Origin of the sequence: Streptomyces sp. M41(2017) (genome assembly GCF_002078175.1) — a bacterium.
Taxonomy (GTDB): domain Bacteria; phylum Actinomycetota; class Actinomycetes; order Streptomycetales; family Streptomycetaceae; genus Streptomyces.
This window is the reverse complement of sequence record NZ_MWFK01000001.1, coordinates 2,953,511-2,967,887: the sequence shown is the minus strand read 5'-3', so window position 1 is coordinate 2,967,887 and position 14,377 is coordinate 2,953,511. Positions and strand designations below refer to the sequence as shown.

Sequence of the window (14,377 nt, the reverse complement as noted above, 5' to 3'; positions counted from 1 at the left end):
CACCGGGCCGTCCCGGAGCATCGGACGCCAAGGGCCGGCTCCCCTCTTCACGAGGGGAGCCGGCCCTTTCGTTCGCCCGCCGGATCGCCTGACCGGTCCCCGGCCGGCCGGGGACCGGTCGGAGGCCACTCAGCCGGAGTGGTCCGCGCCGCCGGTGCTCTCGCTCCCGGTGCGGCTGAGGCCGTCCGGATCGGAGCGGTCCGGGTCGTCCCCGCCGGACGGCCTCTGGTCGTCCCCGCCGGACAGGCGCGGTTCGTCCTCGGCGGTCCGGCCCAGATCGTCCGACGCGGACCGGGGTGCGCCGCTCGCGTCGCCCCGGGCGTCTCGGGTCCCCCGGCCGCCGTCGGCATCGGAGGTGGCATCGGAGGGGGCGTCGGCCTCCGGGGCGTCGGCCCCGGCCGCCCTGCGCAGCGCCGCCCAGCGCTCCTCCCGGGAGGTGTCCTCGTGCCAAGCCGCCGGAGCCGCCGCGCCGGGCAGGACGTCGTACGGCTCGAGGTCCTCGAGGACGGATTCCAGCACCGCCGGTTCGACCCGCTGCGCCGACTCGGCCCGGGCGGGCGAGAACGGCGAGGGGACGGGCGTCGGTACGGCCGCCGGCGACGGAGCGGACGTGCCCTTCGTGCGCCACGGCGTCCACGCGGGCATCCGTACCCGGGGCACCCGGCGGAAGCGGGGGCCGGCGGGGCGGGGTGCCGCGCCGCGGGGGGCAACCGCGCGCACGGGCGCCGGGGCGCCCCGGCCCTTCCACGCGTGGACGCCCACCGCGACGGGAATCCCGACGGTCGCCGTCCAGATCGCGGCCGCCGGTCCCACCTGCCACCACACCGGTCCGAAGTGCGCCAGGGCGGCCACGCCGAGCGGTCCTCCGGCGAGCCCGGCGAGCAGGCCGAGCACGACTCCGCACAAGCAGGCCGCGAGGGCCACGACGGACACCGTCCGGCCGCGCGACCAGGTCTCGGCCCGACCGCCGGTCCCGGGCGGCGCGGTCCCCGCCTTCACCACGAACCACGCCAGCGTCACCCCGGCGGCCACCGGCACCACACCGCTCAGCCAGTTCAGCGGCTCTCCCGAACCCGCCCCCGGCACCGCCGCGAGCAGCGGGAACGCGGGGAGCAGATCGGTCGGGCCGCGTGTCCCCGAGGCCGCGGCGGTGAGGGGACCGGCCACATGCCCCGCGGTCAGGACGACGCCGGGACCGAGCCCGTACGACGCGCCCCACACGGCCGCGTTCGGGACCAGCGCCAGGCAGAGCAGCAGGACGGCGAACCGTCCGGACCACACGCCGGTGAGCTGGAGGAACGAGCCCCGGGCCGCTCCCCCGTGCCACACCAGGGACACCGCGACCAGCAGCGCGCCGCCCCCGACGAGGACGGTTGCCCCGGCCGCGGCGGCCCGTGCCGCTCCGCCGAGCAGCCGGTCGTCGTCCCCGGCGACGAGACGCCGCACACCGGCCAGGGGACCCGCCCGGGTGAAGGGCGCGGCCTCCACCGCGCGTTTCAGCGACAGCGGCAGCGGTCCCCACGGGCGTCCGTACGCGGTCCAGACGCCCGCTCCCGCGGCGCTCGCGGCGAGGAGCGGCAGGCAGACCACGGCCCACAGCCAGGAGGGGCGCAACGCGCCGCCCGAGGCGTAGAGCGCGGCGGCCCAGCCGACGGCCAGATAGCCGGCCACCACGCCGGCCCAGGCCGTGCGCGGCGACGCCTCCGACGTCACGTCGGCCGCCTCGCGCGCGGCCCGGTGCAGCAGCCACGCCGGGAGGGCGAGCAGCAGGAGCGGGGTCACCCCCACCGGCATCGCCACGCCGGACAGGGTGTCGGTGCGGATCAGCTCGACGCCGTGCGCGAGGAGCCAGAGCGCGGCGGCGACATGGAGCGCTCCGTCCGGCCCGCTGTCGGGGTAGGGCGAGCTGATCCACAGCACCATGACGAGGACGGCGAACGAGCCGAGTCCGAGCCCCGCGGCGAGGGCGCCACCCAGGAGGCTGGCGGCCAGTCCGGGTGATCTGTCGCGCATCCGGGTGAGCAGGGGCGACAACGAGAGCCTGCGGTCGGTGATTTGGGTCACGCACGTCATGCTCCCAACGACACGCGCTTTCTCGTCGTAACAGGCGAACCCCCGATGTGTCGCTCAATATGCAGTTATGTACTTTTTCGTACGAAAGGGCGCCCGGTGGGATCCGACATGACACAGGGCTCCGCCACCCCGCTGCCCGCGCCGAAGGAGCGCCGCCGTCTGCGGGAGGCCCGGGGGCTGACACAGGCGGAACTGGCGTCCCGGCTCGGAGTCAGCCGGTCGACGGTGCGCTCGTGGGAGACCGGCCGGACGACACCGCGCGGCCGCAAGCTGGAGGCGTACGTGAGGCTGCTGGGCGTAGGGACGACCCTTTCGGACGACGCGGTGAGTGGCCGTCAGGAAGGCTCCGTGCCCGCCCTGGTGGGAGCGGGAGCACCACCGCCGTCCCGGGCGAACCGCGTCTCCGAGGACCGCCGCGCCTCCGAGGACCGGACGGCCGACGGCCCGGAGCCCGCCGAGCACAGGGACCGCGGCGCCGTGGACAGGGACGCGGACCGGCCCGGCGGGGAGGGTGAACGGGGGGACACGGACCGGGACTCCGCCGTACGCGAGCCGTCACTGACGCCCGCTCAGGCCTTCGACGCCCTCTACGCGTTCGCCGCCCCCGCCCTGGTACGGCAGACCTATCTGCTGACCGGGCGGCGCGAGCTGGCCCGCGAGTCCGTGGAGCGGGCCTTCCAACTCGCCTGGTACCGCTGGCCCGAGGTGGCCGTGGACCGGGACCCGGCCGGCTGGGTGCGGGCGACGGCGTACGAGTACGCGCTCTCCCCCTGGCACCGGCTGCGCCCGCGCTACCGGCACCCGGAGGCACCGCCCGCCGGCGGCTCCGAACGGGCCCTCCTCGACGTCCTGCTCACCCTGCCACCGGTCTACCGGCGCACGCTGCTCCTCTACGACGGGGTCGGGCTCGGGCTTCCGGAGACCGCGGCGGAGACGGAGGCGAGCACGCCCGCGGCCGCCAACCGGGTGCTCCACGCGCGCGAGGCCGTCGCGGCCCGGCTGCCCGAGCTGGCGCTCCCCGAGGACCTGCACCGGCGGCTCACCGAACTCGGGAGCTCGGAGCGGCTGCGCGCGGCGAAGCCCCGTACCGTCCGCGATCACGGCGAGCACCGCGCCCGGCAGTGGACGCGCGCGGCCATCGCCTTCACGGTCCTGCTCATCGGCGTGACGGCGCTGACGCTGCGCACCGCGCCGGACCACTACGAGGCGCCGCTGTCACCGCCGGAGACCATCCACGGTCTGCCACCCCGCTCGGCGCCCGGCCCCCTGTCCGCCGAGGAACTGGTCCTGCGCGCCAAGCTGAGGTCCCAGACGTCGAGCGGTCCCGAGCGGCTGGTCCCCGACATCCGCTGATGTCCCTGTCCCGGACCGGGCGCTCCGGTGCACGGAAACGCCGGTGGGCCCGCACCCAAGAGGTGCGGGCCCACCGGCGTGTGTGCCGTGCGGCTGCTCAGCCGGCGAGGATCTCGCGCGCGAGCTTGGCCGTCTCGGTCGGCGTCTTGCCGACCTTGACACCGGCGGCCTCGAGGGCCTCCTTCTTCGCGGCGGCCGTGCCGGAGGAACCGGAGACGATGGCGCCGGCGTGGCCCATGGTCTTGCCCTCGGGCGCGGTGAAGCCCGCGACGTAACCGACGACCGGCTTGGTCACGTTCTTCGCGATGAAGTCCGCGGCCCGCTCCTCGGCGTCGCCACCGATCTCGCCGATCATGACGATCAGGTCGGTGTCGGGGTCGGCCTCGAACGCGGCGAGCGCGTCGATGTGCGTCGTGCCGATGACCGGGTCGCCACCGATGCCGACGGCCGACGAGAAGCCGATGTCACGGAGCTCGTACATCATCTGGTACGTCAGCGTGCCGGACTTCGAGACCAGACCGATGCGGCCCGGCTTCGTGATGTCGCCCGGGATGATGCCGGCGTTGGACTGACCCGGGGTGATGAGACCGGGGCAGTTCGGGCCGATGATGCGGGTCTTGTTGCCCTTCGCCTTCGCGTACGCCCAGAAGGCAGCGGAGTCGTGGACCGCGATGCCCTCGGTGATGACGACCGCGAGGGGGATCTCCGCGTCGATCGCCTCGACCACGGCGGCCTTGGCGAAGGCCGGCGGCACGAAGAGGACGGACACGTTGGCGCCGGTCTTCTCCATGGCCTCGGCGACCGTGCCGAAGACGGGGATCTCGGTGCCGTCGATGTCGACGGAGGTGCCCGCCTTGCGCGGGTTCACGCCGCCGACGATGTTCGTCCCGTCCGCGAGCATGAGCTTGGTGTGCTTCATACCCGTGGCACCGGTCATGCCCTGGACGATGACCTTGCTGTCCTTGTTGAGGAAGATAGCCATGGCTGTTTAGTCCCTCGTCCCTTACTTCGCAGCCGCGAGCTCGGCGGCCTTGTCGGCCGCGCCGTCCATGGTGTCCACGCGCTGGACCAGCGGGTGGTTGGCGTCCGACAGGATCTTGCGACCCAGCTCGGCGTTGTTGCCGTCGAGACGCACGACCAGCGGCTTGGTGACTGCCTCGCCCTTGTCGGCGAGCAGCTGCAGCGCCTGGACGATGCCGTTGGCGACCTCGTCACAGGCGGTGATGCCACCGAAGACGTTGACGAAGACGGACTTGACGTCCGGGTCGCCGAGGATGATCTCCAGGCCGTTCGCCATGACGGCGGCGGAGGCGCCACCGCCGATGTCGAGGAAGTTGGCGGGCTTGACCCCACCGTGGTTCTCGCCGGCGTAGGCGACGACGTCGAGGGTGCTCATGACGAGACCCGCGCCGTTGCCGATGATGCCGACCTCACCGTCGAGCTTGACGTAGTTGAGGTTCTTGGCCTTGGCGGCGGCCTCGAGCGGGTTGGCCGCCGCGTGGTCGACGAGCGCCTCGTGGTCGGGCTGGCGGAACTCGGCGTTCTCGTCGAGGGACACCTTGCCGTCGAGGGCGATGACCTTGCCGGAGGCGACCTTGGCGAGCGGGTTCACCTCGACGAGGAGGGCGTCCTCCTTGATGAAGGTGTCCCACAGCGTCACCAGGATCTCGGCGACCTGCTCCGCGACCTCGGCCGGGAACTTCGCCTGGGCGGCGATCTCGCGGGCCTTCTCGATCGAGACGCCCTCGTTGGCGTCGACCGGCACCTTGGCCAGGGCCTCGGGGTTCTCCTCCGCGACGACCTCGATCTCCACGCCGCCCTGAACGGACGCCATGGCGAGGAAGGTGCGGTTCGTGCGGTCGAGGAGGTACGAGACGTAGTACTCCTCGACGATCTCGGGCGCGGTCTCGGCGATCATCACCTTGTTGACCGTGTGGCCCTTGATGTCCATGCCGAGGATGTCCGTCGCGCGGGCGACGGCCTCGTCCGGGGTGGCGGCGAGCTTGACGCCACCGGCCTTTCCACGGCCACCGACCTTCACCTGGGCCTTGACGACGGACTTGCCGCCAAGACGCTCGGTCGCCTCGCGGGCTGCCTCAGGCGTGTCAATGACTTCACCGGCCAGCACCGGTACACCGTGCTTGGCGAAGAGGTCCCTCGCCTGGTACTCGAACAGGTCCACGCGCGTCCGTCCCTATCAGTGATCTCGCGGTTCGTTGGATGCGTGGGCGTGCCGCGAAGGGCAACGTGACGTCCGCTGTCACAAGGGTGGCGCACACGATGTCCGAGTGCGCGGCATGTCCGTCCGGCAGGTTATCGCCGCTGGACGCGGGTCCCTAAATCGCAGATCACACCTGAGCGGTGATACCTGTCACAGATCGGGCCGGACGGGGCCCCACCAGGCTGGGGTTTGCCTGGTGGGGCCCCTCTGACGGCCCCGAAGGGCCCAGGGCGGACGACCCCCACCCCAATGGGGGTCGTCCGGCCCTCCCGCGGGTTTGGGGCGGAGGGATCCGGTGGATTCCGGCCCTCCGGCCCATGGCCCCGCGGAAGCGGATGGTCTGCCGCGCGACCGTTCCGCCGGCGCGGCGGTGGCGCGGTGCACAGCGCCGAACCACGGTCTTGCGCGGCCGGTGCTGTGCGGTCCGGCGGTGCGACAGGAGTGCGACGCCCGGACGGACGGCGCATGCACCCGATGCTCGGGACCCGGTATGGGCGGACGAGGTGCACGAGACGTACGGGGCCGCCGTGGGGCGGGCGGGGTGTGCACGCACGCCCCGGCCCCGTCCGCCGCCCGGCCGCGGGGTGCGGAGCTAGCCGGGGAAGACGGGGATGTCCCGGTACCGGTCGCCGGTCCCGGACGCGGGGGTCGCCGTGGAGACGCCGCGCGCGAGGGGCTGCGGCGCCCTGTGGCTCGGGGTGACCGCGGGGACCTCCGCGTGCCGCGGGGCCGCGTTGTCGAGGGCGGACTGGCTGCCCGTCGCCCCGGTCGCTCCGCCGGGAGGCGTCTGCCGGCCGGAGACCGGACGGACGTCCGCACCGTCCGTGCCACGGCCAACCCCCACGTCACCGCTCCGCGCACCGGGCCGGCCCGGCCCGAGCGCGGGCCTCCAGGCCGCCACGGCGGCGGGGCCGGAGAGGGACGAGCCGTCCACCACGGCCACGGCCCGGCCGGCGGCCCGCTCCTCGACGGCCCCGCGCTCCGCGCGCGCAGTCATGGGCCGAAGCGGATCCTGCGGGTCGACGCCGGGGGGCGCCGGGAGGACGGGCGTCCCCGGAACCTCCGGGAGCGCGGCCCCGGCACCTTCCGGGAGACCCGGAAGGTGCGTCCGCGGGAGGGCGGGCAGAACAGGGAGCGCGGGAAGTGTGGGGAGCGCGGGGAGCCCCAGCCGGGTCGGGAGGGTCGGCAGGATGTCCGAGTCCGACAGGGCGGGGACCGGCAGCCCCCCGCTCAGTACGTCGGTGGGAGCGCCGAGGGGCCGCCCGGCAGCTCCGGTGACCGGTCGTACGACCGCCGCGGCGGCCGACGGCCCGGCGGCTCCGGCCACCGGCCGGACCACGGCCTTCCCGGCCGGCCGGACCGGCTCGCGGACCGACGGGACCGACGGGACGACCTCGGGAACCGCCCGCTCGACGCCCCCGGTCGCCGGCCGTCGCTCGGCGGCGCGGCCCGGGTGCACGCTGCCGGGCGACGTGCCCCGACCCGGGTCGGCCGCCGTACGGCCGCGTGGACGGGGTGAGGCGGACGGCGACGCCTGTGCGCCCACCGCGTCCCCGGCGCCGACGTCGACGCCGGGGAGGGAGAGGGAGAGGGAGAGCGGCGGCGCGGAGTCGGCCGACGGTCCACGGTCGCCCACGGGGTGCCCGGTGAGGTCGCCCGGCTTCTCGACGCGGCCCGGCAAAGTGCGGGGGACGGACACGGTCCGGGTCGGCGGTGACCCGTGCGGGGTGCGCGTCTCGGTGACGCCCCGGGCCGGTGCCGGATGGGTCAGCCGGATCGGGTGCGCCGGCCCGTCGGCGGCGTGCGCCTGTCCTCCGAGGAGGAATCCGAGCGCGGACAGCCCCCCTGCCAGCAGGGCCCCTTGCAGCGCACGCCGACCGGCCGCACCGCGCGCCGGGCGCGGAACAGCACCCGACGATGGCGCTGACCGGGTCAAGACGGGGAGGGTCCTCCCGTGCGAAGGGATACGAAGGGCCGCGAACGAACGCGAAGGCCTGACACTGCCCACGCCGGGGCACGCTCCGCCAAGGAGCGGCGGAACGGGACCCTTTGGCCGCTTCGATCCTCCACGGGACGCCCGAGGTCGCGCAAGTCCCCTGTTACCGATGGGTATTCATGTCCGGATTGCCGCCTCTTCTCATCGCACGTCCGGTATCGGTAGCGGCCGCTTCTCGATCGCCGCCGCCATGACCTCGGGAAACAGGTCGGGCGTGCAGGCGAACGCGGGTGCGTCGAGCGCCGCGAGAGCGGCGGCGTGCTCCCTGTCGTACGCGGGCGCCCCCTCGTCGGACAGTGCGAGCAGCGTCACGAACTGCACCCCGGACGCCTTCATCGCCGCGACCCGCTTCAGCATCTCGTTGCGGATGCCCCCCTCGTAGAGGTCGCTGATCAGGACGACGACGGTGTCGGCGGGCCGGGTGATCTGCGACTGGCAGTACGCGAGCGCCCTGTTGATGTCGGTGCCGCCGCCGAGCTGGGTGCCGAAGAGGACGTCGACCGGGTCGTCGAGCTGGTCGGTGAGGTCGACGACCGCCGTGTCGAAGACGACGAGCCGGGTGGCGATGGACCGCATCGAGGCGAGGACCGCGCCGAACACGGAGGCGTACACGACGGACGCGGCCATCGATCCCGACTGGTCGATGCAGAGGACAACCTCCTTCTTCACCGACTGGGAGGCCCGCCCGTATCCGATCAGCCGCTCGGGCACGATCGTGCGGTACTCGGGCAGGTAGTGCTTGAGGTTCGCCGCGATCGTGCGGTTCCAGTCGATGTCGTGGTGGCGGGGTCTGCTGATACGGGCGCTGCGGTCGAGGGCGCCGGTCAGGGTCGCCCGGGTACGGGTCGCGAGCCGCTTCTCCAGGTCCTCGACGACCTTGCGCACGACGGCCCGCGCGGTCTCCTTGGTCGTCTCCGGCATCGCCTTGTTCAGTGAGAGGAGCGTGCCCACGAGGTGCACGTCGGCCTCCACCGCCTCCAGCATCTCGGGCTCCAGGAGGAGGGCGGAGAGCCCGAGCCGATCGATGGCGTCCCGCTGCATCACCTGGACGACGGAGGACGGGAAGTAGGTGCGGATGTCGCCGAGCCAGCGCGCGACCGAGGGCGCCGACGCCCCGAGCCCCGCCGAACGGTCCTTCCCCGACTGCCCTTTGCCTCCTTTCCCGTACAGCGCGCCGAGCGCTCCGTCCATCGCGGCGTCGTTCCCGGAGAGCACGCATCCGGTGCCGTCGGCCTCGTCACCGCCGAGCACGAGCCGCCATCGGCGCAGCCGCTCGTCCCCGGCGCTCAGCACGGACTCGGTCATGGGGTCACCCTCACAAGGTCGTTGTCGTGACGTGCTCCGTCCGGGCGGCCGCCGGACCCGGCGCCGGCGCCCGGGCTGTCGGTGCCGTCCGCGCCGCCGGGTGCGACGAGGCCGAGCAGCAGGCTCAGCACGGGCAGGACGGCGTTCGCGCGGTCGGTGTCGAGGTCGGGGGCGAAGCCGGGGATTCCGGAGCCCGCCGCGGCGGTGTTCGCACGGGCTCCCGGGCCGCGCCGGACGAGTTCTCCGAGCGTTCTGCGCACCCCCGACTCGTACGCCGAGAACGTCCGGCGCAGCAGCGGCAGCACGTCGGTGAAGGCGTCCGCGGGCACCCCGGTCAGCCAGGTGTCCACGAGCCCGAGGAGCCGCTCGTCGTGCACGAGCAGCATCCCGCCGCCCGATCCGCCTCCGACGAACCCCTCGATCCAGGTGGCCGCGTCGGCGGGCTCGGTGCCCGGCGACAGCACCAGACCCATCAGCCGCGCGGCCTCCTCCTGTGCCAACTCTCCCTCGTCGAGCAGGAGTCGGACCGACCGGCCCCGGATGACGCCGGGAACGGTGTCGCGTACGGCGAGGGTGCGCAGAACGGAGTGCCAGCGCCCTCGTATGCCCCCGCGGGTGCCGTCGGCCGGGGCCGCGCCGCCGGTCGCCTCGCCGAGCAGCGCCACCGCCCCGTGCACGGCGTCCACGTGCCCGCGCATCTCCGCGGCGGCGTCGCCGTCCAGGGCGGCGCAGGCGGGCGGGAGGCCCACGAAGACGCGCTCGGCGAGACCGGCGGCGACATCGGTGAGGGCGTGGGTGTCCGTGCCGCGCACGTCCCCGTAGCGCAGGGAGCGGACGAGCGCGGGCAGCGCCTGGGCGAGGTGGCCGACGTCCGCGTCGAGGGCGGCCCGGTCGGCGAGGACCTGCATCACCACGGGCAGCGCGTGCGGGAGTTCGGCGAGGAGGCAGCGCTCGGCGAGCGCGGTGACGTCGGCCAGCGAGGGTGCGCCCACGGCATCCGCCTCGGCCTTGGCCGTGGCCGCGGCCAGGACGGTCGTGCCCCACACGCCCGCCTCGGCGACGCGTACCGACAGCTCCGGCTCCCAGCGCAGCCGCCAGGTCTCGCGGAAGGTGCCGGTGCTGCCGCGGGACGTCGTGGGCTCGCCCCAGCCGATCCCGAGGAGGCGCAGCCGGTGCAGCAGTCTGCTGCGGCCGGCGTCGGTCTCCTTGCGCAGGTCGAGCTCCACCTCCCGCTCCAACGCCTCGGGTTTGAGCCGCAGGGAGCGCTGGGACCGCGCGAGGTCCCGCTGCAGGGGCACCGCCGGGGCGGACTCCGGCACCTCTCCCAGTACGTCGCCGACGACGAGCCGGTCGCGCACCAGTGCCAGCGGCACGTCCGAGCCCTCGCACATCACCGCCCGGACCGCGTCCGTCGTCTCCGTCAGCCCCGGCAGCGGGCGCCCGCGCATCGCGGCGAGCGTCTCGGCCAGCCGCACCGCCTCGATGACGTGGGCCGACGACACGCTCCGGTCCTCGTCGCGCAGCAGCCGGGCGACCTTCGTCATCCATCGGGCGATCGGGCGGTCGGAGGCGCCGAACAGATGCCCGTACCAACCGGGTGAGTCGATGCCCGCTCCGTATCCGCTGGCGCGGGAGAGCCTGCGGTGTGTCCAGGGCACCCAGGTCAGATCGGCCTTCACCTTCGGCAGGCCCTTCAGCAGGGCCCGGTCGGCGCCGACGGTGGCCTTCTGCCGCAGCGCGGGCACGTGCCAGGCCCCGCAGACCACGGCCACGTCGTCCCCGAACTCGCGCTGCGCGGAGCGGATCTGGAGCCGCATGTACGCCTCGCGCACCAGATCCCGGTCGTGTCCCCCGACTCCGTACGCCTCGCGCAGCGCGGTCATCGCCTCTTCCAGCACGCCGAAGGGCGCGAAGGGGTCACCGGCGGTGGCGGCGCGGTGCTCGACCACGTCCTCCCACCAGCGCTCCGGGTCGTCGTACCCCGCTGTCTCGGCGAGCACGGCGAGAGGATCGATCCGCACGGCCTCGGCCACGCCCTCACCGGGCCCCGCGGTCTCCTCCGGATCGCCCGATCCCCCGGCCCCGGAGGACGGGTCCCGCGGCCCGACCCCGTCCGGGGCTGCCCGGTCCGTGCTCCCGTCCGCCCCGGCGGGGCCGTCGGTCCCGTCCGGCAGAGCGGTGTCCGGAAACGTCCCGGCACCGGGACCGGGACCGGGGTCGCCGGGTCGGGCGGCGTGGGCCTCGACAGGGCCGTCCGGTACCGCGGGCGGTGTGCCGCCCGGTCGCTCGCCGGCCCGGTCCGCGTCCGCCTTCCCCCAGGCCAGGGTGTGGGCCGCGGGAAGGTCGATGAAACGGGCCGGCACTCCGTGGTCCAGGGCCCAGCGGATCGCCACCCACTCCGGTGAGAACTCGGCCAGCGGCCAGAAGGCCGACTGCCCCGGCTCGTCCACGACATGGGCGAGCAGGGCTACCGGGGGCCGCATGTCCCCGTCGGCGGCCAGGTGCACCAGGGGATCCGCCTCCGGGGGTCCCTCGATCAGCACGACCCGCGGGGCGGCGGCCTCCAGCGCGGCCCGCACGGCCCGTGCCGACCCCGGCCCGTGATGGCGCACGCCGAGCAGCAGCGGCCCCGCACCCCGGACGGCCACCGGGGGCCGCGGCCCGGTCAGCGCGTCGTCCGGCATTTCGCTCATGCGCTCACCTCGCGGCAGGCTCGGTAGAAGTCCTTCCAGCCCTCGCGCTCGCGGACGACGGCCTCCAGATACTCCTGCCAGATGACACGGTCGGCCGCCGGGTCACGGACGACGGCGCCGAGGATGCCGGCCGCCACATCGCCGGCCCGCAGGACGCCGTCACCGAAGTGGGCGGCCAGCGCGAGGCCGTTGGTGACGACGGAGATCGCCTCGGCCGTGGACAGGGTGCCGCTGGGCGACTTCAGCTTCGTGCGTCCGTCGGCCGTGATCCCGTCGCGCAGCTCGCGGAAGACGGTGACCACACGGCGGATCTCCTCGATGCCCTCCGGAACGGCGGGCAGATCGAGGGAGCGGCCGATCTGGTCGACCCGGCGCGACACGATGTCGACCTCGGCCTCGGCGGTCTCCGGCAGCGGCAGCACCACCGTGTTGAAGCGGCGGCGCAGCGCGCTGGACAGTTCGTTGACCCCGCGGTCGCGGTCGTTGGCCGTGGCGATCAGGTTGAAGCCGCGGACGGCCTGCACCTCCTGGCCCAACTCCGGTATCGGCAGGGTCTTTTCCGACAGGATCGTGATCAGGCTGTCCTGCACGTCCGCCGGGACGCGGGTCAGTTCCTCGACGCGGGCCGTCATGCCCTCCGCCATGGCCCGAATGACGGGGCTCGGCACGAGCGCGTCCCGGCTGGGGCCGTGCGCGAGCAACTGCGCGTAGTTCCAGCCGTACCGGATGGCTTCCTCGGGCGTGCCCGCCGTGCCCTGGACGAGCAGGGTCGAGTCGCCGCTGACGGCGGCGGCCAGATGCTCGGACACCCAGGTCTTCGCGGTGCCCGGCACGCCGAGCAGGAGCAGGGCGCGGTCGGTGGCGAGGGTGGTGACGGCGACTTCGACGATGCGGCGCGGCCCCACGTACTTGGGGGTGATCACGGTGCCGTCCGGCAGGGTGCCGCCGAGCAGGTAGGTGGCCACCGCCCAGGGCGACATCCGCCAGCGGACCGGGCGCGGCCGGTCGTCCTGTGCCGCGAGCGCGGCGAGTTCGGCGGCGAAGGCGTGCTCGGCGTGCGGTCGCAGCGCCTCACCCTCCGCGTTCGCGCCGCCCCCCGCACGCGCTCCCGCGGATGTCTGCCCGCTCTCTCCCGCGGGTGTCTGCGCGGACGTCGGTTCAACGGACACGGACATGGCTCGGTCCCCCTCCAGCTCGGCCGGTTCGGATCTGGTTCCACCGTGCACCACGCCACTGACAATCGGCCCTGACCTGCACACATGCACTCGCCGCGGCCGATTGTCAGTGGCGGGATCTACCTTCGGAGGCATGACACAGCAGGCGGTGCGCTGGACGGCGGATCAGGTGCTGGCACTGGCGCCTGACGTCGCGTCACGCAAGGCGGGGAGCAAGCTCGGCGCGGCCGGCCCGTGGTCCGAGGCGGGCAGTTCTGACGAGGGGGCGGTATGGGGACTGTGCAGGGGAAGCGGCAGCAAGCCGTATCAGACGGTCGTGGACATCGCGGACTCCGCCGGACCCGCGTACAAGTGCAGTTGCCCGAGCCGGAAGTTCCCGTGCAAGCACGCGCTCGGGCTGCTGCTGCTCTGGTCGGGTGCGGACGGCGCGGTGCCGTCGGGGCAGGCGCCGGGCTGGGCCGAGGAGTGGATGGCGGGTCGGCGCAAGCGCGCGGAGGACAGGAGGACGGCGGGCGGGGGATCTGGAGCGTCCGCCTCCGCTGATCCCGAGGCCGCGCGGCGCAGGGCGGAGCGCCGGGCCGAGCGGATCAGCGCGGGTGCGGCGGAGCTGGAGCAGCGGCTGGCCGACCTGCTGCGCGGCGGTCTCGCCGCGGCGGAGCGCGCGGGGTACGGGATGTGGGAGGAGACGGCGGCCCGGATGGTGGACGCGCAGGCACCCGGGCTGGCCGCCCGGGTGCGGGAGTTGGGTGCGATCCCGTCCTCGGGGCCTGGCTGGCCGGTGCGTCTGCTGGAGGAGTGCGCGCTGCTCCATCTCCTCGACCAGGGCTGGCTGCGCCGTGAGGAACTGCCGGACGGCCTCGCGGCGACGGTGCGTTCCCGCGTCGGGCTGTCCGGCTCGGCCGACGGTCCGCCGGTGCGCGACCACTGGCTGGTCCTCGCGCAGTACGACACGGCGGACGCCAAGCTCACGACCCGCAGGATCTGGCTGCACGGTGCCGCGTCGGGGCGCACCGCGCTTCTCCTCTCTTACGGAGCGGCCGGACGGGCACCCGAGCCGGCGCTTCCCGTGGGGCTGGCCTTCGAGGCCGAGGTGTCCTCCTACCCGGGCGCCGGACAGGTGCGGGTGGCACTGGGCGAGCGGTTCTCGCCCCCCGCGCCCGCGGCGATACGCCCGAAGGGCCTGACCACGTCGGAGGCCGCCGCTCGCTACGGAGAGGCTCTGCGCACCGACCCCTGGCTGGACTCGTGTCCGGTCACCCTGGGCGGGGTCGTCCCGACACTCGACGGCGACTCCTGGCAACTGGCGGACGCGGACGGAGAGTTCGCTCTGCCCATCACTCCCGCCGCGCGGTCGCGTCCCGACCTGTGGCGTCTGGTCGCCCTCTCCGGCGGAACCCCGGTCACGGTTTTCGGCGAGTGCGGCCACCGTGGCTTCACTCCCCTGACGGCGTGGCCGGAGGACGGGGGCGAGGCGGTGCCGCTGTGCTGAGGGCCGGCACCCGGCGCGCCGTTCCGGCCACGCCGGACCACGGCCGCCCCCCTCGGCCCGCTCGGCCCGCTC

General features: G+C 74.4%; 9 protein-coding genes. 2 read left to right on the top strand and 7 right to left on the bottom strand.

The genetic code is table 11. From position 1 onward, the window contains the following. Positions 1-129 precede the first annotated feature (129 nt). Entirely contained in the window at positions 130-2,073 is a 1,944-nt protein-coding gene (locus tag B0675_RS13090; RefSeq protein WP_241539771.1) for a DUF6350 family protein, read from the bottom strand. 108 nt (positions 2,074-2,181) lie between these two features. Here B0675_RS13090 and B0675_RS13085 point away from each other — a divergent pair, with 108 nt between their 5' ends. Beyond that, on the top strand, positions 2,182-3,426 hold the full coding sequence (locus B0675_RS13085) for a helix-turn-helix domain-containing protein (protein WP_081221761.1): 1,245 nt from the start codon (positions 2,182-2,184) through the stop codon (positions 3,424-3,426). A 97-nt stretch (positions 3,427-3,523) separates the two neighbouring features. On the opposite strand, the gene sucD is transcribed toward B0675_RS13085, so the two are convergent. The 6 genes from sucD to B0675_RS13055 all read right to left on the bottom strand — a co-directional run bounded on the left by sucD (position 3,524) and on the right by B0675_RS13055 (position 12,816). Next, a complete protein-coding gene (gene sucD, locus B0675_RS13080) occupies positions 3,524-4,408 on the bottom strand; it encodes a succinate--CoA ligase subunit alpha (RefSeq protein WP_081218969.1) in 885 nt (294 codons plus the stop codon). 21 nt (positions 4,409-4,429) lie between these two features. Then, entirely contained in the window at positions 4,430-5,608 is a 1,179-nt protein-coding gene (sucC, locus tag B0675_RS13075) for an ADP-forming succinate--CoA ligase subunit beta (protein WP_081218968.1), read from the bottom strand. 631 nt (positions 5,609-6,239) lie between these two features. Then, positions 6,240-7,346 (bottom strand): hypothetical protein, encoded by a 1,107-nt coding sequence (locus B0675_RS13070; protein WP_143661067.1) that lies wholly within the window; start codon positions 7,344-7,346, stop codon positions 6,240-6,242. Between the two features lie 438 nt (positions 7,347-7,784). Further along, the gene (locus B0675_RS13065) at positions 7,785-8,948 is read right to left on the bottom strand and encodes a VWA domain-containing protein (RefSeq protein WP_081218966.1); all 1,164 of its coding nucleotides are present in this window, start codon (positions 8,946-8,948) and stop codon (positions 7,785-7,787) included. Then, positions 8,945-11,632: a DUF5682 family protein gene (locus B0675_RS13060; protein WP_241539930.1), complete on the bottom strand. Its 2,688-nt coding sequence runs from the start codon at positions 11,630-11,632 to the stop codon at positions 8,945-8,947. The genes B0675_RS13065 and B0675_RS13060 overlap by 4 nt, the downstream gene beginning before the upstream one ends. Positions 11,633-11,637: 5 nt before the next feature. After that, a complete protein-coding gene (locus tag B0675_RS13055) occupies positions 11,638-12,816 on the bottom strand; it encodes an AAA family ATPase (protein WP_179165290.1) in 1,179 nt (392 codons plus the stop codon). 133 nt (positions 12,817-12,949) lie between these two features. Here B0675_RS13055 and B0675_RS13050 point away from each other — a divergent pair, with 133 nt between their 5' ends. Next, positions 12,950-14,305, top strand: a complete 1,356-nt coding sequence (locus tag B0675_RS13050) for an SWIM zinc finger family protein (RefSeq protein ID WP_081218964.1) — start codon at positions 12,950-12,952, stop codon at positions 14,303-14,305. Positions 14,306-14,377 lie beyond the last annotated feature (72 nt).